The 20011-nt window shown below is 73.6% G+C and carries 24 protein-coding genes, 1 tRNA gene and 1 riboswitch; of the genes, 14 read left to right on the top strand and 11 right to left on the bottom strand.

The annotated features are described in order from the left end of the window. Window positions 1-32 precede the first annotated feature (32 nt). From ACFO9I_RS02005 to ACFO9I_RS01995, 3 genes are all read left to right on the top strand, one after another. A complete protein-coding gene (locus ACFO9I_RS02005; RefSeq protein ID WP_379177283.1) occupies window positions 33-215 on the top strand; it encodes a hypothetical protein in 183 nt (60 codons plus the stop codon). Window positions 216-321: 106 nt separating this feature from the next. Next, window positions 322-397, top strand: a tRNA-Thr gene (locus ACFO9I_RS02000). A 212-nt stretch (window positions 398-609) separates the two neighbouring features. Continuing rightward, window positions 610-1686 (top strand): acyltransferase family protein, encoded by a 1077-nt coding sequence (locus ACFO9I_RS01995; protein WP_379177281.1) that lies wholly within the window; start codon window positions 610-612, stop codon window positions 1684-1686. A gap of 3 nt (window positions 1687-1689) precedes the next feature. Here ACFO9I_RS01995 and ACFO9I_RS01990 read toward each other — a convergent pair whose 3' ends face one another. The 4 genes from ACFO9I_RS01990 to ACFO9I_RS01975 all read right to left on the bottom strand — a co-directional run bounded on the left by ACFO9I_RS01990 (window position 1690) and on the right by ACFO9I_RS01975 (window position 6315). Beyond that, window positions 1690-2157, bottom strand: a complete 468-nt coding sequence (locus ACFO9I_RS01990) for a PTS sugar transporter subunit IIA (protein WP_379177279.1) — start codon at window positions 2155-2157, stop codon at window positions 1690-1692. Beyond that, window positions 2154-3440: an MFS transporter gene (locus ACFO9I_RS01985; RefSeq protein ID WP_379177278.1), complete on the bottom strand. Its 1287-nt coding sequence runs from the start codon at window positions 3438-3440 to the stop codon at window positions 2154-2156. Before ACFO9I_RS01985 ends, ACFO9I_RS01990 begins: the two co-directional genes overlap by 4 nt. 78 nt (window positions 3441-3518) lie before the next feature. Further along, complete coding sequence (locus ACFO9I_RS01980) at window positions 3519-4058, bottom strand: DUF421 domain-containing protein (protein WP_379177276.1); 540 nt, start codon at window positions 4056-4058, stop codon at window positions 3519-3521. Window position 4059: 1 nt separating this feature from the next. Continuing rightward, window positions 4060-6315, bottom strand: coding sequence for a SpoIIE family protein phosphatase (locus ACFO9I_RS01975; protein ID WP_379177274.1), 2256 nt, complete (start codon window positions 6313-6315; stop codon window positions 4060-4062). 137 nt (window positions 6316-6452) lie between these two features. Here ACFO9I_RS01975 and ACFO9I_RS01970 point away from each other — a divergent pair, with 137 nt between their 5' ends. Then, a complete protein-coding gene (locus ACFO9I_RS01970; protein WP_379177273.1) occupies window positions 6453-6797 on the top strand; it encodes an STAS domain-containing protein in 345 nt (114 codons plus the stop codon). Between the two features lie 19 nt (window positions 6798-6816). On the opposite strand, the gene ACFO9I_RS01965 is transcribed toward ACFO9I_RS01970, so the two are convergent. Next, window positions 6817-7239 (bottom strand): ATP-binding protein, encoded by a 423-nt coding sequence (locus ACFO9I_RS01965; protein WP_379177271.1) that lies wholly within the window; start codon window positions 7237-7239, stop codon window positions 6817-6819. A gap of 13 nt (window positions 7240-7252) precedes the next feature. Further along, window positions 7253-7561 carry an STAS domain-containing protein gene (locus tag ACFO9I_RS01960; RefSeq protein WP_379177269.1) on the bottom strand — a complete coding sequence of 103 codons (309 nt, stop codon included), beginning with the start codon at window positions 7559-7561 and terminating at the stop codon, window positions 7253-7255. A gap of 64 nt (window positions 7562-7625) precedes the next feature. On the opposite strand from ACFO9I_RS01960, the gene ACFO9I_RS01955 reads away from it, so the two are divergent. Beyond that, a complete protein-coding gene (locus ACFO9I_RS01955; protein ID WP_379177267.1) occupies window positions 7626-8300 on the top strand; it encodes a heme oxygenase (biliverdin-producing) in 675 nt (224 codons plus the stop codon). Here ACFO9I_RS01955 and ACFO9I_RS01950 read toward each other — a convergent pair. After that, the gene (locus ACFO9I_RS01950) at window positions 8263-9072 is read right to left on the bottom strand and encodes a putative protein N(5)-glutamine methyltransferase (protein ID WP_379177265.1); all 810 of its coding nucleotides are present in this window, start codon (window positions 9070-9072) and stop codon (window positions 8263-8265) included. The genes ACFO9I_RS01955 and ACFO9I_RS01950 overlap by 38 nt on opposite strands. Window positions 9073-9114: 42 nt before the next feature. Between ACFO9I_RS01950 and ACFO9I_RS01945 the strand changes: the two genes are divergently transcribed. Together ACFO9I_RS01945 and ACFO9I_RS01940 are read left to right on the top strand one after the other, a co-directional pair. Next, window positions 9115-9486 (top strand): hypothetical protein, encoded by a 372-nt coding sequence (locus ACFO9I_RS01945; RefSeq protein WP_379177264.1) that lies wholly within the window; start codon window positions 9115-9117, stop codon window positions 9484-9486. Window positions 9487-9501: 15 nt separating this feature from the next. Continuing rightward, complete coding sequence (locus ACFO9I_RS01940) at window positions 9502-9921, top strand: hypothetical protein (RefSeq protein WP_379177262.1); 420 nt, start codon at window positions 9502-9504, stop codon at window positions 9919-9921. A 3-nt stretch (window positions 9922-9924) separates the two neighbouring features. Here the strand turns inward: ACFO9I_RS01940 and ACFO9I_RS01935 are convergent, their stop codons facing one another. Next, window positions 9925-10440 carry a DinB family protein gene (locus ACFO9I_RS01935; RefSeq protein ID WP_379177260.1) on the bottom strand — a complete coding sequence of 172 codons (516 nt, stop codon included), beginning with the start codon at window positions 10438-10440 and terminating at the stop codon, window positions 9925-9927. Further along, a complete protein-coding gene (locus ACFO9I_RS01930) occupies window positions 10437-10844 on the bottom strand; it encodes a VOC family protein (RefSeq protein ID WP_379177258.1) in 408 nt (135 codons plus the stop codon). Before ACFO9I_RS01930 ends, ACFO9I_RS01935 begins: the two co-directional genes overlap by 4 nt. A gap of 92 nt (window positions 10845-10936) precedes the next feature. Here ACFO9I_RS01930 and ACFO9I_RS01925 point away from each other — a divergent pair, with 92 nt between their 5' ends. Then, complete coding sequence (locus ACFO9I_RS01925) at window positions 10937-11998, top strand: MBL fold metallo-hydrolase (protein WP_379177256.1); 1062 nt, start codon at window positions 10937-10939, stop codon at window positions 11996-11998. Here the strand turns inward: ACFO9I_RS01925 and ACFO9I_RS01920 are convergent. Both ACFO9I_RS01920 and ACFO9I_RS01915 read right to left on the bottom strand, forming a co-directional pair. Further along, a complete protein-coding gene (locus ACFO9I_RS01920) occupies window positions 11982-12419 on the bottom strand; it encodes a GNAT family N-acetyltransferase (RefSeq protein ID WP_379177254.1) in 438 nt (145 codons plus the stop codon). The two genes, ACFO9I_RS01925 and ACFO9I_RS01920, sit on opposite strands and share 17 nt — an antisense overlap. Then, window positions 12416-13345, bottom strand: coding sequence for an alpha/beta hydrolase (locus tag ACFO9I_RS01915; protein WP_379177252.1), 930 nt, complete (start codon window positions 13343-13345; stop codon window positions 12416-12418). Before ACFO9I_RS01915 ends, ACFO9I_RS01920 begins: the two co-directional genes overlap by 4 nt. Before the next feature lie 80 nt (window positions 13346-13425). On the opposite strand from ACFO9I_RS01915, the gene ACFO9I_RS01910 reads away from it, so the two are divergent. The 6 genes from ACFO9I_RS01910 to ACFO9I_RS01885 all read left to right on the top strand — a co-directional run bounded on the left by ACFO9I_RS01910 (window position 13426) and on the right by ACFO9I_RS01885 (window position 19836). Beyond that, a complete protein-coding gene (locus tag ACFO9I_RS01910) occupies window positions 13426-14010 on the top strand; it encodes a carboxymuconolactone decarboxylase family protein (RefSeq protein ID WP_379177250.1) in 585 nt (194 codons plus the stop codon). A gap of 8 nt (window positions 14011-14018) precedes the next feature. Next, on the top strand, window positions 14019-14891 hold the full coding sequence (locus ACFO9I_RS01905) for an RNA polymerase sigma-70 factor (RefSeq protein ID WP_379177248.1): 873 nt from the start codon (window positions 14019-14021) through the stop codon (window positions 14889-14891). A gap of 15 nt (window positions 14892-14906) precedes the next feature. Continuing rightward, window positions 14907-15026: riboswitch (TPP riboswitch) on the top strand. Next, window positions 15016-16086, top strand: coding sequence for a thiamine ABC transporter substrate-binding protein (locus ACFO9I_RS01900; RefSeq protein WP_379177246.1), 1071 nt, complete (start codon window positions 15016-15018; stop codon window positions 16084-16086). (Overlaps the previous riboswitch by 11 nt.) Next, on the top strand, window positions 16083-17762 hold the full coding sequence (locus tag ACFO9I_RS01895; RefSeq protein ID WP_379177244.1) for an ABC transporter permease: 1680 nt from the start codon (window positions 16083-16085) through the stop codon (window positions 17760-17762). The genes ACFO9I_RS01900 and ACFO9I_RS01895 overlap by 4 nt, the downstream gene beginning before the upstream one ends. Before the next feature lie 4 nt (window positions 17763-17766). Then, window positions 17767-18759, top strand: coding sequence for an ABC transporter ATP-binding protein (locus ACFO9I_RS01890; protein WP_379177242.1), 993 nt, complete (start codon window positions 17767-17769; stop codon window positions 18757-18759). Between the two features lie 30 nt (window positions 18760-18789). Beyond that, the gene (locus ACFO9I_RS01885; RefSeq protein ID WP_379177240.1) at window positions 18790-19836 is read left to right on the top strand and encodes a phosphatase PAP2 family protein; all 1047 of its coding nucleotides are present in this window, start codon (window positions 18790-18792) and stop codon (window positions 19834-19836) included. The last annotated feature ends 175 nt before the right edge of the window (window positions 19837-20011 follow it).

The raw sequence follows: 20011 nt of genomic DNA, 5'->3' as shown, positions 1-20011 counted from the left end.
CCCGTCTGCCGTCTTCTGAGAGGGAGGTCATCATGTTCGACCACCACTGCACCGCCTGCGACAAGCGCCAGCTGATCTTCCCGAGCCAGATCACGGCGATGACCAACACCGACGCCGGCATCGTCGTCGGCTTCACCTGCTGGTGCGGCGCCGAGCAGACGATGACGACCGGCCGCCGCGCGCAGCGCTCGTCGAAGGTGTCGATCGCGGCCTGACGCCGCCCCGGCATCGGGACGTCACGCCGGTTTCGCGCCCGGGCGGCGACGTCCGTATACTTCCCCGGGTTGCCCGGACAGGCCGTCGAGCCGAGCCGGGCAGCGCGCCGCCTTAGCTCAGTCGGTAGAGCGATTCACTCGTAATGAATAGGTCGTCGGTTCGATTCCGACAGGCGGCTCCAGCAGGAGCCGAGCACAGGTCCGCAGCCCGCCGGGGCGGCGGACCTTCGGCATTTCGGGGCTGCCGGCCCGCGGTGCCTGAGCCGGCGGTGGGAACGGCCGCCCACGTGGCACCGGTCACTGGCAGGGCCCCGCCGCGACCGCCACCCGTCTGTCCCCGGGAGGACGCCGGGTAGCGTGCGCCGGTCCCCGTCCCGAGAGTTCCTGGAGTGCTGTGCCCACCCCCGTCACGCCCGGCGTCCGGCTGCTGTGGCCCGACCTCGCCAAGGGCGTGTGCATCCTGCTCGTGGTGCTGCACCACGTCATCACCAAGCACTACGCGGCCTGGGTCCCCGATGACCTGGGTCGGCTCGGCAGCGCCTGGCTGGGCGCGACGTACGCGCTCAGGCCGGTCCGGATGCCGCTGTTCTTCGTGATCAGCGGGATGTTCGCGGCGCGAGCCGTGCACCGGCCGTGGCGGCAGGCGGCGCGGCGCGCGGCCGGCCCCTACTACCTGTACGTCGTCTGGCTGCTCCTCCTGGCCGTGGCCTTCTCGGTCGAGCGCACGCTGCCCATGAATCGCACCCAGGACCTCGGCGAGCTGCTCGCGGACCTCGTGCTCGCCTCGACCGGGCTGTGGTTCCTCTACGCGCTCTCGGCCTACTTCGTGCTCGCCCGGCTGCTGGCCCCGGTCCCGTCCCGGTGGCTGCTGCCGGTCGCGGCCGCCGGCTCGATGGCCGCGCACGCGCTGCCGCTGGACGAGGTCAACCGGGTCTCGGTGCTGGCCCACTTCTTCTGGTTCCTGGTCGGCACCCGGTGCGTCGCTGCCCTCCGCGGCCTCGCGGCGCTGGAGCACCGGGCCCTGCTGCCGGCGCTGGTCGTGGGATACGCCGTCGTGGCGGGTGTGCTGGCGGCGCTGCGGGCCCCGCAGGCGGCCGACGTGCTGCTGGGCCTGCTGGGCGTGCCCGCGGCGGTGCTCGCCGCCGCCAGGATCGCGACCCGGCCTCCGGTGGCGGGTCCGCTGGCGCGCCTGGGGCGCCGGACGCTGCCCGTCTACGTGCTGCACGTGCCGGTGCTGGCGGTGGCCCACCACCTCGTCGAGCCACCCCCGGTGGGTCTGAGGGGCGCGGGCGCGCTGGTCGTGGCCGGCTACCCGCTGCTGCTGACGGCGGCCGTCGTGGCCACCTGCCTGGCCGCCCACGCCCTGATGGTCCGCTCCGGGCTGGGTGCCCTCTTCGAGCTGCCCCGCCGACGGTCGACGGTGGCCGAGGCGAGCGAGGTCGCCCGGCGGGGTGCGGTCATCAGCGCCTGAGCGTCAGCGGCGGCCGAGTGCGCCGCTCACGAGCGCGGCGAGCTCCTCGGGGGACTCGGCGTCGCGCACGGCGGAGCGGAAGCTGGACTTCACGCAGGCACCGGCCAGCTGCGACAGGACCGCCAGGTAGCCCTGGGGGTCGTCGTCCGGAGCGGCGATGAGCAGCACGACCCCGACCGCCGGGCCGTCGGCCTCGAGGGCGACGGGGCGGGGGAGGCGGGCGACCGCGACGGACAGCTGGGCGACCGCGGGCGTGCGGGCGTGCGGGATGGCGAAGCCACCCGGGAGCGCGGTCGAGGCGAGCGCCTCGCGCGCCATCACGGACTCGACGAAGGCGTCGGCGTCGCCCACCCGTCCGTCGGCGACCAGCAGCTCGGTCAGGGCACTGACGACCGCGCGGGTGTCCTCGCCCACAGGGGTGCCGAGCGCGACGATGGCGGGCGTGGTGACGGGTGTTTCGGGTTGGCTCATACAGCGATTGTCTCGGTCGCCCCGGGGCGCCCGCCACCGAGGTCGGTCGGTGCCCCCTCGGAGGGGTGCTGCCGCGGGTGCCCGGCAGCCGCGCGTCGTAGGCGGGAGCGCTGGCTCGCCGCCAGGAGCACGGCGACGGCGGTGACGGTCACCGTGACCGCGAACGCCGCCGTGTGGCCGTGGTGGTCGGCCAGACGGCCGGCGACGCTGGAGCCCAGCGCGTAGCCCAGCCCGGTGGCACTGGCCAGCAGCGTCATGGCGGTGCCGACCCGGCCCGGCGGCACGATCCGCTCGCCCAGCGTGAAGACGCCGATCATGTACGGCGCCACCGCGAAGCCGAGCGCGAAGACGGTGATCGTGAGCGAGGTCAACCCGTCGGCGACGAGCAGGGGCAGCGAGAGGAGGAACAGGGCGCCCGCGGCGACGAGCACCCGGGTCTCCTGCCCGATCCGCTCCGGGACGAACGCCGTGGCCAGGCCCGCGGCAGCGCTCCCGACCCCGAGCATCGCGTGCACCAGGCCGGCGGCTCCGGGCTGGCCGGCGGCCGTCGCCAGCACGGTCGCGCCGGTCTGGGTAGCCCCGAAGAGCGCGCCGATCGCCAGCTGGGCGAGGGCCAGCACCGCGAACGCCAGGGTCAGCAACCGGCCGGTGGCGAGGGTGCGGGCGCTCTCGGCCGCGAGCCGGGCGGTCGGGTGCAGCGCGAAGGCCGAGCCGAAGACGGCCAGCAGCAGCGCTGCGAGCAGGAGCGCGCCGGACGGCGAGACCACGACCGCCCCGACGCCGACGAGCGCCGGACCGACCGCGAACGATGCCTCGTCGGCAGCACCCTCGTAGGAGAAGGCTGCGTCGACGAGACGGCGCTGGTGCGCGCCGGTCCCGGCGGTGATCGGACGCCAGCGCACGCGGGCCAGGGGCCCGATCTGCGGCAGCGCCAGTCCAGCCAGGCCGGCCGCTCCGATCAGGGCCGCGGCCTGGGCGTCGAGGTGGACCAGCAGCACGAGCAGGGCCAGCGCGCCGCCGCCCGCCAGCGACTGGGCCAGGACGACCGGTCGCTGCCCGACCCGGTCGGCGAGGGCTCCGGCGAGGGGCGCGCCCACGGCGCTGGTGATCGCGAGGGCGCCGGCGGCGAGACCGCCGAGCGCGTACTGCCCGGTGGCGGTCGAGACCAGCAGCAGCGTCCCGAGCTGGCTCATCGCCAGCGGCAGCCGGCCGAGGAAGCTGATGAGGACGTACGCCGGGCCGGTGAGGTCGAGCAGGCGGCGGTAGGAGGAGAGCGGTGACACGGGGCGGGCCTTTCGGGTGCGTCAGTACGACGCGCCGAACCCACCTCCAAGACGCGTGAAACCCTCTACGTCGCCATTCTAGGACGACCCGGTCGTGGGTCGTGAGTCCACGGTCAGGTCCGCGGTGAGCCACGCGTCCACCGGGCCGCGCAGCACGCTGATCCGGCCGGTCGGCTCGAGCACGGCGTACGCCACCTCGGCGAGGGTGGCCACGCCGGCGGCGCGCAGCGCCTGGCGCAGGTCGTCCTCGTGGACCCGGGCGCGCCACAGCGCCGCGGGCAGCAGCTGGCCGTCGCGCACGAGCACCACGGGGGAGCGGTGCAGCCGGTCCCGCCAGGGCCCCCGCCGCTGCAGCCGCGTCATCAGCCACTGCAGGAGGAGCAGGGTCACCAGCGCCAGCAGCCCGGTGACGAGCGTCGGCTCCGCCAGCAGCGCGGTGCGGCCCACGACCGCACCCAGCGCCATCACGCAGGCGACGTCGGGCAGCGACAGGGTGGCCAGGGTCCGGTGGCCGGTCAGCCGCAGGAGCAGCAGGAACACGAGGTAGACGACGACCGTGGCGACCACGACCTGGAAGGCGGTCGACGGCGTGGTGGTCAGCTCGTCGAGCACCGGCACCTCACAGGACGGTCAGGGCCAGGACGGTGGTGTCGTCGTCGCCCTGGGCGGGCATGTCGGCGAGCACCTGGTCGACCCACAGGTCGAGGTCCTGGCCGCCGGGCCCGTCGCCCGCGGTGCGCGAGAGCAGGTCCAGGCTGTCGAAGAGGTCGGTGCCGCGACGCTCCACCAGCCCGTCGGTGAACATGAGCAGGGTGGTGCCGGCGGGCACGTCGACCGACGTGACGACCGCGGTCCCCGCGCCGAGCCCCAGGACCGGACGTGCGACCGGGTGCAGCGGGGCGGCCGGGTCGGGAGGCAGGAGCAGCGGCGGCGGGTGGCCGGCGCTGGCGACCTCGAGGCGGCGCGCAGCGCGGTCGACCACCACGATCTGCGCCGAGGCGATCTGCTCGCCGAGCAGGGCCGACATGAACAGGTCCAGCTGGTCGAGGCTCTGGCCGGTGTCGTGGCCGGCGAACAGGTAGGCGCGCAGCGCGGCCCGGACCTGGGTCATCGCGGCCACCGCCGAGACGCCGTGCCCGGCGACGTCGCCGATCACGAACGCCACCCGGTCGCCGTCCAGCTCCATGCAGTCCCACCAGTCGCCGCCGAGCTGGTAGGACGCGGCGGAGGCGTACCGGACCGCGACCTCGAGGCCCTCGAGCCGGGGCGCGCCGTCCGCGAGGACGCTGCGCTGGAGGGACTCCGCGACCTCGATCTGGTCGCGGGAGCGCTTGAGCAGGAGGCCGTTGATGCGGCTGCGCAGGTCGTGGGCGGCCTCCTCGTCCTCCTCGACCCAGGGGCGGCTGCGGCCACGCACGACCTCGCGCCACTTCTCGAAGGACTTGCGGGGGGAGAGGCGCACCGAGGTGTCCTCGGCCGCCGCGACCTCCTTGTTGTGCGGGTCGCCGCCCCAGTCCACGGTCTGCTGGAGCTCGGGACGGAACCAGACGATCCACCGGTCGGGCAGGGTCCCGATCGCGAGCGCACCCGCGGCCGGGCCGTCGTACGCCGCCAGCCGCGCGTCCAGCTCGCCCAGCCGGTCGGTGTGCCCGACCGACCCGTCCTCGGGGCCGAGCAGTGCGTGGGCGACGACGGGCAGCGCCTCCAGCGGCGGCACCTCGCCGACCGTGCGCAGGGTCCCGTCGTAGGACAGCGCGACGCCGTCGGCCCCCATCAGCTCCAGGAGCTCCGGGTCGTCGAGCAGGGCTTCCAGCGTGGAGCCCGAGGTGGCCGCCACCCGGCCGACGATCCGGCTGAGCATGGACCGTGTCCGCAGCACCTCCTCGCGGGCGTCGGAGCGCTGCCGCTCGGCGACCTGCTGCGAGGCGACCTGGCCGAGGAACTCCGCCGCGGCGCGGGCGTCCTGGCTCGGCCGGTGCGGCCCGGAGTAGTGGTGGCAGGCGATGAGGCCCCACAGCTCGCCGTCGATGACCAGCGAGATCGACATCGAGGACGTCACGCCCATGTTGTGGAGGTACTCGAGGTGGATCGGTGACACGCTGCGCAACGTGGAGTGCGACAGGTCAAGCGGGGCGGCCGAGGCCGGGTCGAGGACGGGCACGAGCGGCACCGGGACGTAGTCCACGTCGGCGATGAGCCGGGTCCAGTTGACGGTGTACAGCCGCCGGGCCTGCGCCGGGATGTCGGTCGCGGGGTAGTGCAGCCCCAGGAAGGGGTTCAGGTCGGCGCGTCGCTCCTCGGCGATGACCTCGCCGTTCCAGTCCCGGTCGAAGCGGTAGACCATGACCCGGTCGAACAGCGTCAGGGCGGCGACCTCGCGGGCCAGCTGGGCGGCCAGGCCCAGCACGGTCGTCTCCTCCGCCAGCCGGGCCATCGCGCCGCGGGCGGACTGGTAGCTGAGCATGACCGAGCGCGGCCGGCCGAGCGTCTCGAGCTCGACGACCAGCCTGCTCCCGGACAGGTGCAGGCTGATGTCCACCTCTCGCCCGCCCAGGTCGCCGCGGACGGACGCGGGCAGCCGGACGATCAGCGGCTCGCGGAAGGTCTGCTCGATCGTGCGCCGGCGTACCTGCTCGGCGGCGTCCTCGCCGATGAAGGCCGCGAGCGGGCTCCCGACCGCGTCCGCGAGCAGCACGCCGGTCTGCTGCTCGCAGTTGGCCGATGCGACGGCCACCTCGAGCGAGGTGGGATCGACCGCGAGCAGCACGCCGTGGGGCTGGATCGCGCCCGGGACGTGGATCGGCTCGTCCTCACAGCTGGCCAGGTCGACGGGGCCGTAGGCCGGTGTGTGCTGCGAACCCGAGGTCGAGACCATGGAACCTTCCGTAGCGTGAGTCCCGGCAGGGTTGGCCGGTTCCGGCAACACTATCCCGGGGAGGCCGTCGCGAGTGCCCACTCACTTCACCCCTTCCGGTGGAACATCGCCGGCGCTCGTTGCCTAGGGTGGGGCCCGTGCTTGACCGGACCTTCGAGGCAGAGCTCGTCGACCGGACCCTCGTGGTCCGGGGCGACGTGGACGACTACGGCATCATCACCCTGCGCAACCTGCTCGCCGAGCACGGGACGACGCCGGGGACCGCGCTGGTGGTGGACCTCAGCGCCGCCGACTACCTGCCGAGCGTGGCGGTCGGGGTGCTGACCCGGGCCCTCGGCGCGGCCCAGCGCGCCGGGGCCGAGATCGAGCTGGTGGCCCGGCGGGGCAGCGTCGCCCAGCGGGTGCTGCACGTCTGCGCTCTGCCCTACCGCGAGTCCGCCGACGACGACCGGGACCCGCCGGACGCCGACGTGCCCGCCTGACCCGCGCCCCTGCGGGCGGTCAGCGCCAGGCCAGGACGGCGGTGACCCGGGTGCCGCCCTCGCGGTCGAACCACCAGGACGTCGACAGCGCCTGCACCATGGCCAGTCCTCGCCCGCGTGGGGCGTCGAGGTCCGGGGGCATCACGTGCGGCGTGGTCGACCCGCCGCCGTCGAGGACGCTGAGCCGCAGCGTGGCGCCGTCGAGCTGCCAGGAGACCTCGAGCCCCCGGTGCAGGTCGGGGCGACCGTGGTCCAGCCCGTTGGCGACGAGCTCGCCGATCACGATGGCGGCGTCCATGGCTGCCTCGGAGGGCAGGGTCTGGCGGCCCAGGAAGTCCTTGAGGAGTGAGCGGGCGCGCCGGTTGCTGTCGCGCGAGAACGGCAGCTCGTGCACCTCGGCCGTGGACCCGAAGCCCGTGCTGACCGCCCCCGCGTCCGTCATGGTGTGGACCGGGTCAGACCGTCTCGTGCTCGAGCTGGCAGATCGTGAGCACGCGCTGCGCCACGGTGCCCTCGGCAGCCAGCAGGCCGAGACCCACACCCGCCTGCGCGGCCTTGCGGCGGGCCGTCGCGAGGACCCCCACGGCGAGGCTGGGGAAGTAGTCGACACCGCTCAGGTCGATCCGCAGCCCGCGCGAGAACTCGCGGGAGTACTTCGAGATCTCCTCGCGGAGCACCACGCCCGCGGCCTCGTCGATCTCACCGGTCACGGTGAGCGTCGAGGAGCCCTCGTCGAAGCTGGAGGAGTACGACACGTCATCCACACCAACGAGGATAACCGCGATCCTCGTGGCATAGCGTGGGACCTCACCAACGGAAGGCAAGCGCGTGCTCCCAGCGGAGGATCCGACCCCGCTCTCGATCGCGATGCGCGAGGGCTCGCGGGCCGACCACGAGCGGGCCGAGGCGGCCGGCTTCGTGGCCGACCTGATGGCCGGGCGGATGGATCCCGAGCGGTACGCCGCGTACCTGCGCCGCCTGCAGGTCGTCTACACCGCGCTCGAGCGGGCGGTCGGCGCCCACCGCGCCCACCCCGCGGTGTCCGCGGTGCACGACGCGTCGCTGTGCCGCAGCGACGCGCTGGAGCGGGACCTGGCGCACTGGTCGGCTGCGTGCCCGGGACCCGCCTCCCCGCGGACGACCTCGCCGGCGGCCGCGGCCTACCGGGTGCGGATCGAGCTCGCCGGAGAGCGCCCGCACCTGCTGGTGGCGCACCACTACACGCGGTACCTGGGGGACCTCTCGGGCGGGCGCATGCTCGCGCAGGCCCTGCGCCGGAGCCACCCCGGGCTCGCAGACGGCGGGTTGGCGTTCTACGACTTCGCGGACATCGCCAAGCCCGTGGCCTACAAGCGGGCCTACCGCGCCCAGCTCGACGCGCTCCCGGTCGACCCGGCCGAGCGGGTCGAGGTGGTCGAGGAGGTCCGGCACGCCTTCGACCTCAACCGGCGGCTCCTCGACGAGCTCAGCGCGGCCGACCAGGCGCCGGCCCTGTGCCCGTGACGGGGCCGCCCGTGTCCAGGGTGCCGACCACCAGGGTGCTGCCGAGCTCCTCGTCGTGGACCACCTCAGGCACCAGGCCGGCCGCCTGCATCAGCCCCGCCGTGACCGGGGCCTGAGCGACGCTGCTCTCGACGAGCAGGCGCCCGCCCGGCGCCAGCCACTCCGGCGCCCCGCCCACCACGCGGCGCTGCACGTCCAGGCCGTCCGGGCCGCCGTCGAGGGCCACGAGGTGCTCGTGCTCGCGCGCCTCGGGCGGCATCAGCGCCACCGCGTCGGTGGGGACGTAGGGCGCGTTGCACGCCAGCACGTCGACGCGCCCCAGCAACCCGGGCGGGAGTGCGGCGTACAGGTCGCCCTCGAGGACCCGGTCGGGGGGCAGGTTGCGGCGCGCGCAGGCGACCGCGGCAGGGTCGAGGTCGGCGGCGTACACCTCCGCGGACGGGAGGGCGTCGAGCACGACCCGGCCCACCGCGCCGGTTCCGCAGCACAGGTCCACGACGACGGAGCCCGGGCGAGCCAGGGCGGCCGCCCGCCGGGCCATCAGCCCGGTGCGCCGTCGTGGCACGAAGACACCCGCCTCGACGACGATGCGCAGCCCGCAGAACTCCGCCCAGCCGAGCACGACCTCCAGCGGCCGCCCAGCGACCCGCTCGCCGACCATCCGCTCGAGGTCGCCGGGAGAGGCCGCCGTCTCCTCGAGGAGCGCGGCCTCCTCCTCGGCGAACACGCAGCCGGCGGCGCGCAGCCGGTCGACGACGGTCGTGAGGGTCATGGCGGTCTCCGGGGTCAGGAGGGGGACGGCGATGATGGTCCCATGCAGTCCGCTCTCGACACCCCGCTCGGCCAGCTCACCGTGGTCGCGGCGGGGTACGCCGGCGTCGTCACGCTGGTCGCCCTCGTCATCACCCTGCGCCGGGTCCCGCGGCCGGCCTGGCTCGACCACATGGTGTGGGCGCTCGAGCTGGTCATGGCGGTCCGTGCGGTGGCCGGCCTGGGGACGATGCTGAAGGGCGACCGGCCCGACGAGCTCGGCCCGAACGTGGGCTACCTGGTCGCCGCCGTCTGCATCCTGCCGATCGCGATGCAGTCCGTCGCCGACGACCGCGGCACCTGGGCCACCGGGGTCGTGACCGTGGCAGCGCTGGCGGTGACCGTGGTCGCCGTACGCCTCCAGATGACCGTCTGACCGGACAGGAGACCCGTGACCGACACTCCTCGCAGCGGCCCCCACAAGGTGCTGCTCGCGTTCTACGCGCTCTTCACCCTCGCCGCCGGCGCACGTGCCGCGGTCCAGCTCCTGACGCAGTACGACGACGCCCCGGTCGCCTACTGGCTCTCCGCCGCAGCGGCGGTGACCTACGCGCTCGGCTGGTTCGCGATCCGCCGCGCCTCGGTCGGCCACACCGGCTTCGCCAGCGTGATGCTCTGGGTCGAGCTCGGCGGGGTGCTCACCGTCGGCACGTTGAGCCTCGTCGAGCGGGACTGGTTCCCCGACGCCTCGGTGTGGTCCGACTACGGCGTCGGTTACGGCTTCTTCCCGGCGGTGCTGCCGATCGCCGGGCTGTTCTGGCTGCGCCGGCAGAAGCAGCAGGAGCCGGAGCCGGAGCGCGCGGGCCGCTAGGGGTCAGTCCGGGAGGACCAGCCAGGTCCGCCCGTCGATCAGCTCCCTGGCCGCGTCGAGGTGGCCCGCGTGGGTGGCGGTCTCGGTGATCACGTGCATCAGCACCTCGCGCAGGCTCTCCATGCGGAAGCCGCCGAAGAAGTCCGGCCACCAGGCGGGCGCGGAGTCCAGGGGGGTGGCCTCGACGATCGCGTCCGTCAGGGCGGCCTCCTCGCGGTAGAGCGCGAGGACGTCCTCCGCCGACTCCTCGGGCCCGACCTGCCACGCGCTCTGCGTGGCCGTGGCGACCTCGTCGATCACCGCCTGCTGGCCCGCCACGACGCCGCGGAACCAGAACCGCTCGTCGTCGAGCGCCAGGTGGCGGACCAGACCGAGGCACGACCAGCCGCTGGGGAGCACCGGCCGGCGCAGCGCCTCGTCGTCCAGCCCGTCGAGGATGCCGAGCACGTGTCGTCGCTGCGAGCGCAGGTGGGCCAGCAGCAGCTCGGTCTCGGGACCGACCGGGTCGGACGTGCTCACGAGGCCTCGATCCCCTGCGCGACCTCCCAGCTGTGGCCGGCAGGGTCGGTGAAGGTGGCGACGCGCATCCCCCACGGCCGGTCCACCGGGCCGACCAGGAGCGTGACGCCCCGCTCACGCAGGTCGGCGCAGACGGCATCGACGTCCGGGACCCAGATGCTCAGCTGGAAGCGTGAGCCCGCGTCCGGTGCCGCCACCGGCGCCGGCTCGACGAGCTCCGACGCCGCTGTGTCGTGCAGCAGGTTGACGACCAGGTTGTCGAACCTCAGCGCGACCGACACCTCGTCCTCGAAGACCACCGGGACGCCGAACACGTCCTGGTAGAACCTCTTGGCCTCCGGCACGTCCGCCACGAACAGGCTGATCGCGCTGATCGGTCCCAGCGTCGTCACGTCGGTGCTCACCCGAGTCCGCCCCCTTGGTCACGTCTTGTGGAGCCTCACCGTAGACCTCCGCCCGCCCGCGGGGGCTGCGACTCGCCCCCTAGGGTCGAGGGGTGAGCTCCACGACCAGCACCGCCCACGCCGTCTCGCCCGACTCCGGTCGGCACTGGACCGAGCCGGGCGCCTGGCAGGTGGCCGAGCAGGTGCACCGGATCCCGCTGCCGCTGCCCACCGACGGGCTGCGCGCGGTCAACGTGTACGTCATCGACACCGGTCACGGGCTGACGCTGGTCGACGGCGGCTGGGCCATCGACGAGGGCCGCACCCTGCTGGAGAAGTCGCTCGGCGAGATCGGGTCCTCCTTCGCCGACATCACCCGCTTCCTGGTCACCCACGTGCACCGCGACCACTACACGCTGGCCGCGGTGCTCGGGCGGGAGGTCGGCGCCCACGTCAGCCTCGGGCTCGGTGACAAGCCCACGCTGGACCTGCTGCACGGCGCCGACGAGTCGACCGACGACCCCACGCTGCTCGTGCTGCGCTCGACCGGCGCGCACCGCATCGCCGAGGAGTGGCAGCGCTTCACCGACGGCCGGGTGCCCGACCTGGGCACCTGGGGCTACCCCGACTCCTGGCTGGAGGGCGACCACGCGATCGAGGTCGGCGACCGGACCCTCGACGCCGTGCACACGCCGGGGCACACGCAGGGGCACTACGTCTTCGCCGAGCGGGCCGCGGGGCTGCTGTTCGCGGGCGACCACGTGCTGCCGACGATCACCCCGTCCATCGGCTTCGAGCCGGTCCCGGTCCGCCAGCCGCTGCGCGACTTCATGGGCTCGCTGGCCAAGGTGCGCGACCTCCCCGACCTGACGCTGCTGCCGGCGCACGGGCCGGTCGCGCCGTCCTCGCACGCACGGGTGGACCAGCTGCTCGACCACCACGAGGAGCGGCTGGCCCACTGCCTCGAGGTCCTCGGCGGTGGCCCGGCCACGGCGTACGACGTCGCCGGCGAGCTCCCGTGGACCCGTCACGAGCACCGGCTCGCCGACCTCGACACCTTCAACGCGGCGCTCGCCAGCCTGGAGACCAAGGCCCACCTCGAGCTGCTCGTGGCGCGCGGTCAGGCCAGCCGTGCGGACACCGACGGGGTCGTCGTGTTCACCGCGGCCGGCTGACCCGGCGCATCGGCACGTGCGGGATGCCGTCCTCGACGAACTCCGGACCGTCGACCTCGAACCCGAACGACGCGTACCAGCCCGCCAGCGGTGACTGGGCGTCGAGCACGACGTCGCGGTCCGGGCAGACCTGGAGCGCCGTGCTCACCAGGTGGTCGGCGAGGCCACGACCGCGGGCGGCCGGGTCGAGCACGACCCGGCCGATGCGCCACACGTCGCCGTCGTCGAGCACCCGCGCGTAGCCGAGCAGCGTGTCCTCGTCGTCCAGCAGCACGTGCCGGGTGCCCGGCTCGGGGTCGCGCCCGTCGAGGTCGGGGTAGGGGCACTCCTGCTCGACGACGAAGACCGCCTGCCGCAACCGCCAGACGTCGTACGCCGTGCGGGCGTCGAGCGCCTCGAAGGGGACCGCGGCGACCCTCACGAGAGGAACTCCACCGTGCGGTGCCAGGCCCGGCGGGCCTCGGGCAGCAGGGGGAGCAGCGGGTAGACGTGGATCAGGTCCGGCTCCTCCACGTAGGTCAGGTCCCAGGTCGACGCGGCGGCCCGCGAGGCGAGCAGCCGGCAACCCGGCGCGAGCAGGTCCCGTGTGCCGCAGAACATCAGCGCCGGCGGCAGCCCGTCCAGGTCGGCGAGCGCGGGCGAGACCTCGTGGCGGCCGAGGTCGGCGGGCGAGCCGGCCCACCAGGCGGCGTACGCGTGCATCTTGCCGAGGAACAGCCAGGTGTCCCGGGCCGCGAACGCCTCCGTCTCGGGGGCGGAGGCGGTCAGGTCGACCCAGGGCGAGTGGAGCAGCAGCCGTGACGGCTGGGCGCCGCCCCGGTCGCGCAGCGTCTCCGCGACGGCCAGCGCGTAGCCGCCGCCCGCAGAGTCGCCGGCGAGCACCACCGGCTCGGGCTCCTCCAGCCACCGCCCGGTCAGGTCCGCCACGGCCTCGTGCGAGTCCCGCCAGGAGTGCTCGGGCGCCAGCGGGTAGTCCGGCAGCACCACCCGGGCCCCGAGCGTCTGCGCCAGCCGGGCGGCGTAGCGGACGTGGAAGGGGTCGAGCGGGGCGACGAAGCCGCCGCCGTGCACGTAGACGAGCGTGAGGCGGGGCTCGAGGTGCCGAGGGGTGAGGACGTGGGCCGGGAACTCGCCCGACGGGCCGGTCAGCGTCTCGGTGACGACCGAGAAGCGGCGGTGGAAGCCGGGCACGAGCCGGGTCGGGAGCGCCCGGGTGAGGCCGTCGTGCCAGCGCTCGAGGCGCGCCCGCTCGGCGTCCTCGGTGTCGAGGTCGCGCGACCCGCGGACCCGGGGGACCGCCCAGGCGAGGAGCTCGTGGCGGCGGCTGGGGGACCGTCGGGCAGACATGGGGCCGAGGTTGTCACACGCGCGCCCCGGCCGGTGTCTCCATGCCGACAGACGAACACGACTCACTCGAGGAGGGCACCGTGCCCAGCACGTTCCGCATCCCGAAGGCCACCATCTCCGGCGCCTACGGCAAGGTCATGGCCGCCTACGCCCGTCGCACCTGGGGCCAGGTCCCCGACAACGCCTACGTCTACTTCCACCACAAGCAGCTGCTGAAGGCGGTGTTCGGCTTCGAGGGGAAGGTGGCGAAGTGGCACGCCCTCGACGAGGACCTCAAGTCCTACGCCCAGCTGGCGAGCGCCGGGGTCATCGGCTGCAGCTGGTGCCTGGACTTCGGCTACTTCATGGCCCGCAACGACGGCCTCGACCTCGCCAAGGTGCGCGAGGTGCCGCGCTGGCGCGAGTCCGACGTCTTCACCCCGCTGGAGCGCGACGTCCTCGAGTACGCCGAGGCGATGAGCGTCACCCCGCCCACCGTCACCGACGAGATGGTCGCCGGCCTGGTCGACCGGCTCGGCGCCGCGGCCGTCGTGGAGCTGACCCAGATGGTCGCGCTGGAGAACATGCGCTCCCGCTTCAACTCGGCCGCCGGGCTGCAGAGCCAGGGCTACTCCGACGTGTGCGAGATTCCGTTGGCCCGCCCGACGGGGGCGACGGCAGGATGAGCGGCGTGATGACCCGTGCGACCGAGGCGTTCGTCGCCCACCGCAATCTGCTGTTCACCGTCTCCTACGAGATGCTCGGCTCCGCCGCGGACGCCGAGGACGTGCTGCAGGAGACCTGGCTGCGCTGGGCCGAGGTCGACCACGGCACGGTGCGTGACGAGCGTGCCTACCTGGTCCGGGTCGTCACGAGGCTGAGCCTCAACCGGCTGCGCACCCTCCAGCGGCGCCGCGAGGAGTACGTCGGGCCGTGGTTGCCCGAGCCGCTGCTCACCTCCCCCGACGTGGCCGAGGACGTGGAGCTCGCCGACAGCGTGTCCACGGCGATGCTGGTGGTGCTCGAGACGCTCGCGCCGACCGAGCGGGCCGTGTTCGTGCTGCGCGAGGCCTTCGACCTGGGCTACGACGAGATCGCGGCGGCCGTGGACAAGTCGCCGGCCGCGGTGCGCCAGATCGCGCACCGGGCCCGCGCCCACATCGAGGAGAGGCGTCCGCGGGCCGACGTGTCGCCCAGCCTCCGCGACGAGGTGATCGGGAAGTTCCTGCTCGCCGCGAGCACCGGCGACATCACGAGCCTGATGGACGTGCTGGCACCGGACGTCGTGCTCGTCACCGACGGGGGTGGCTTCAAGAAGGCCGCGCTGCGGCCGATCCTCGGGCGGGACAAGGTCATCCGGTTCCTCGACGGGGTCACGCCGCAGGAGGGTGCGCAGGCCGACGTGGTCGTCGTCAACGGTGCCCCGGCGCTGCGGGTCCTCCTCGACGGGGAGCTGGACTCGATCGGCTCGCTGTTGGTCGAGGACGGCCTGGTGACCGGCATCTACTGGGTCCGCAACCCCGCCAAGCTGGCCCGGCTGGGCAAGGTGGTCAGCCTGACCCGGTGACGTCGTAGAGTGAGCGGCACAAGACAGGGGAGCACGCGCCCCGACGGGACCGGCGTGCTGAGAGTGCGGACGAGCCGCAGACCCTCCGAACCTGCTCCGGTTAGCACCGGCGAAGGGAGTCCACATGAAGTCCGCGCGTGCGCTCGCAGCGCTCTGCTCGATGACGGTCCTGGGCCTGACGGCCTCGGCCTGCTCCACCCTGGGCGAGAGCTCCGACGGTGACGGGGGCCAGGCGAGCGACCGGGTCGTCCTGGTCACCCACGACTCGTTCGTGCTGCCGAAGGAGCTGAAGAAGAAGTTCGAGCAGGAGTCCGGCTACGACCTGGTCGTGCGTGCCTCGGGTGACGCCGGCCAGCTCACCAACAGGCTGGTGCTGACCAAGGACGACCCGATCGGGGACGTGGCCTTCGGGGTGGACAACACCTTCGCGTCCCGGGCCCTGGACGCGGGCGTCTTCGCGCCGTACTCCTTCGACGAGCCGGCCGGGGTCTCCGACTACGCGCTGCCCGGCGACGAGGACCACCGGCTGACCCCGGTCGACAACGGCAACGTCTGCGTCAACGTCGACGACACCTGGTTCGCCGCACACGACCAGGCGCCGCCGAGGACGCTGGACGACCTGACCGACCCGGCCTACCAGGACCTGTTCGTCCTCCCGGGCGCCGCCACCAGCTCCACCGGCATGGCGTTCCTGCTCGCCACCGTCGCGGCGTACGGCGAGGACGGCTGGCAGGACTACTGGTCCAGGCTGATGGACAACGGCGCGAAGCTCACCGCCGGCTGGTCGGACGCCTACGAGGTCGACTTCACCCAGGGCGGCGGCTCGGGCGACCGCCCGATCGTGCTGTCCTACGACTCCTCGCCGGCCTTCACCGTGCCGAAGGGCGCGAAGACCTCCACCACCAGCGCGCTGCTGGACACCTGCTTCGAGCAGGTGGAGTACGTCGGCGTGCTGGACGGCGCCGCGAACGTCGACGGCGCGCGGGCGTTCGTGCGCTTCATGGACAGCCCCGAGGTGCAGGCGGCGCTGCCGGAGAGCATGTACGTCTTCCCGGACGCCGACGGGGTGAAGCTGCCGGCCGAGTGGGCGAAGTTCGCCGTCCAGCCCACCGACCCGTACGCCGTGGATCCCGCCGACATCGCCGCGAACCGCGACGACTGGCTGCGGGACTGGAGCGACATCACCTCGCGATGAGGGGCCGCACCCGCCGCACGGCGCCCCGCCGGTGGTCGAGCCTGTCGAGACCGCTCGCCACCACGGCGCTGGCCCTGGTGCCGGTGCTCGTACTCGGCGTGTTCTTCGTGCTGCCGGTGAGCGGGATGCTCCGGCTCGGGTTCTGGTCCGACGGGACCTTCGACCCCGCCGCGGTGCTGGAGGTGCTCGGCCGGCCACGGGTGCACCGGGTCGCGTGGTTCACGGTGTGGTCCTCCTCGGTCGCGACCGTGGTCGCGGTCCTGCTGGGGCTGCCGGCGGCACACACGTTGCACCGGCTGCGCTTCCCCGGTCGGGGCCTGGTCCGGGCGGCGCTGCTGGTGCCGTTCGTGCTGCCGACCGTGGTGGTCGGCGTGGCGTTCCGCCAGCTGCTCGGCGAGGCGGGACCTTTGGGGTTCCTCGGCCTCGACGGCACGGCGGTGGCGATCGTCGCCGGCCTGGTGTTCTTCAACGTCGCGGTCGTGATCCGGGCGGTCGGCGCCGCCTGGGAGTCCCTGGACCCGCGCCCCGCGGAGGCCGCGGCGGCGCTGGGGGCCAGCCCGGCGCAGGTGTTCCGGACCGTCACGCTGCCGGCGCTGCGGCCCGCGATCGTCTCCGCGGCCTGCGTGGTGTTCCTGTTCTGCGCGACCGCGTTCGGGGTGGTGCTGACCCTCGGCGGGCTGCGCTACTCCTCGGTGGAGACCGAGATCTACCTGCTCACCACCAACCTGCTCGACCTCCAGGCCGCGGCCGCCCTCTCGATCCTGCAGCTGGTGGCCGTCGTGGTGCTGCTGGTGCTCGCCGGGCGGCTGCGCGCCGTGCCCGGTGACGGCGTCACGCGGGTGCGTGCCCGCCCCCGTCGCCCCGGGCGCGGCGACCTCGCCGCGATCGGCTCGATCGTGGTGCTGCTGGTGCTGGTGGCCGCCCCCATCGCGACCCTGGTGGTGGGCTCCCTCCAGGTCGACGGTCGCTGGAGCCTCGCGAACTACCGGGCGCTGACGACCCAGGGCACCCACCAGGCGCTGCTGGTCCCGGTCACCGACGCCCTCGTCACCTCGCTGCGCACCGCCGTGGACGCGACCTGGATGGCGCTGTCCATGGGCCTGATGGTGGCGTTCACCGTCACCCGCCGCTCGCGCTCCCGCGCGGAGCGGCGGGTGCGCAGCGGCCTCGACGGGCTGTTCATGCTGCCGCTGGGCGTGTCGGCGGTGACCCTCGGCTTCGGGTTCCTGATCACGCTGGACCACCCGCCGCTGGACCTGCGGGAATCTCCGTTGCTGGTGCCGATCGCCCAGGCGCTGGTCGCGCTCCCGCTCGTCGTCCGCACCATCGTCCCGGTGCTGGCCGGCATCAACGACCGTCAGCGGCAGGCCGCCGCCTCGTTGGGGGCGGGGCCGCTGCGTGCGGTGCTGACCGTCGACCTGCCGGTCGTCTGGAAGCCGCTGCTGGCCGCCAGCGGCTTCGCGTTCGCCGCGTCGCTGGGGGAGTTCGGCGCGACCTCGTTCCTCGCGCGCGAGGAGCACCCGACGGTGCCGGTCGTGATCTTCCGGCTGATCGGCCACCCGGGGCCGATGAACTACGGGATGGCGCTGGCCGCGTCGGTGGTCCTGGCCGCGGCCACCACCATCGTCATGCTGGCCGTCGAACGCCTCCGGGTGCCGTCCGTGGGAGCCTTCTGACGCCATGCTCCAGATCGAGGACCTGACCGTGTCGTACGACGGGGTCCCCGCCGTCGTCGACGTCTCGCTGGACCTGCGCGACGGCGAGGTGCTCGCCGTGCTCGGCCCGTCCGGCTGCGGCAAGTCGACGCTGCTGCGCGCGGTCGCGGGCCTCGAGGTGCCGACCGCGGGGAGCGTGCGCTGGGACGGCCGCGACCTCGCGGGCGTGGCCACCCACCGGCGCGGCTTCGCGCTGATGTTCCAGGACGGGCAGCTGTTCGACCACCTCACGGTGGCGCGCAACGTGGGGTACGCCCTGCGGATCCGGCGCACGCCCCGGCCCCGGGTCGCCCGCCGCGTCGAGGAGCTGCTGGAGCTGGTGGGCCTCGAGGGGTACGCCCCCCGCCTGCCGTCGACCCTGTCCGGGGGCGAGCGGCAGCGGGTGGCGCTCGCGCGCGCACTCGCGGTCGAGCCACGGCTGATCCTCCTGGACGAGCCCCTCTCGGCGCTCGACGCCGGGCTGCGCGAGCGTCTGGCCGGTGACCTGCGCGAGATCCTGCGCACGGCCGGGACGACCGCGCTGATGGTCACCCACGACCACGAGGAGGCGTTCACGGTCGCGGACCGGCTGGCCGTGATGCGCGAGGGCCGCCTGGTGCAGTCCGGTGCGATCGGCGAGGTGTGGCGAGCCCCTGCCGATCCCGACACCGCGCTGTTCCTCGGCTACGCGCGGGTGCTGCGCGACGACGCCGCGCGGCTGCTGCTCGAGGCGGCGGGCCTGCCGGGCGCGCCGGCGGTCGCCGTACGCCGCTCGGCGCTGCTCGCCTCGACCACCGGACCTCTCGTCGGCCGGGTGGTCTCCGGCCGGGCCACCCCGGAGCAGGTGCGGCTGGTGGTGGATGTCGCGGGCCTGGGCGAGATCGACGCGGTGGCACCGCTGGACCTCCATCCGGGACCGGGTGACCTGGTTCACCTGGCCGTCGAGGCGGCCAAGCTCGCGGTCATCCCCGGAGCCTGACCCGAGGGTCAGATCCCTACACTGGCGTGCGTGTATCGCCGCGCCTATGCCCTCCTGATCGGGATCGCCGCGCTCATGGGCGCCCTCGCGATCCTCGCGGCGTTGCTGCTCGACAAGAGCCTGGCCGACCCCGACGGGTTCCTCGGGCCCTCGTGGGCCCGGCTGCCGCTGCTGGTCGGTGGTGCGTTCGCAGCCGACCTGGTGCCGCGGACGCTGTGGCAGTCGCGGATGAGGCCGAAGGAGATGCCGGCGATCTTCCGCACCCGGGTCCGCACCCACTGGACGCGCGAGCGGGTGACGCTCGTGGTGATGGGCGTCGTGTGCTTCTACATCACCTACGTCAGCTACCGGAACCTCAAGTCGTTCCTGCCGTTCGTGATGGGCGACACCAAGTACGACCGCGAGCTGCACCTCGTCGACCGGGCGCTCCTGTTCGGCCACGACCCGGCCATCGCGCTGCACGACCTGCTCGGCACCGGCATCTCGGCGCACTTCCTGTCCTACATCTACCTGTGGTTCCTGCCGCTGGTGCCGCTCGCGCTCACCGCCTGGCTGGTGTGGTCGCGCAACATCACCTTCGGCTACTGGTTCGCGACCTCCCAGTGCATCGCCTGGGCGCTCGGCACGCTGTCGTACTACGCGTTGCCGACCCTCGGCCCGGGCTTCCAGTACCCGTGGCTCTACGACAGCCTCCCCGACACCCCGGCGTCGTCGCTGATGGAGTCGCTGTTCTACGGCCGGGCGGGCGTCATCCACACGGGGATCGAGGGCGCCGTCCAGTCGGTGGCCGGCTTCGCGAGCCTGCACTGCGCGATCACCCTGCTGGTCGCGATGATGGTGCAGTTCACGCTGCGCTCGAAGGTCCTCAAGTGGGTGTTCTGGGTGAACTTCGGGTTCACGCTCTTCGCCACGATCTACTTCGGCTGGCACTACATCTCCGACGACGTGGCCGGCATCATGATCGCGCTGATCTCGTTCTACGTCGGCGGCATCGCCAGCGGCCAGAGATTCGACCACCACGGCCTCGCCTCGCACCCCACGGCGACCACCTCCGCCGTACCCGTCGAGCAGGACTGACCTCTTCTCCCGGTTCCAGCGGGTAGTCCGGCACGTTCCTCTGGGTAGTCCGGCACCTTTTCCTGCCCCGACGGCGGGCGCGACGACGGAAACGTGCCGGACTATCCGTCCAGGACGGGAATTACAACGTTGTAGTTCGTCAAGGCGACACGCCGGGGACTGGAGAGAAATTTGG

This window comes from Nocardioides sp. GCM10023255 (assembly GCF_042653125.1).
Classification (GTDB): Bacteria; Actinomycetota; Actinomycetes; order Propionibacteriales; family Nocardioidaceae; genus Nocardioides.
This window is presented reverse-complemented; position numbering and strand designations above follow the sequence as displayed.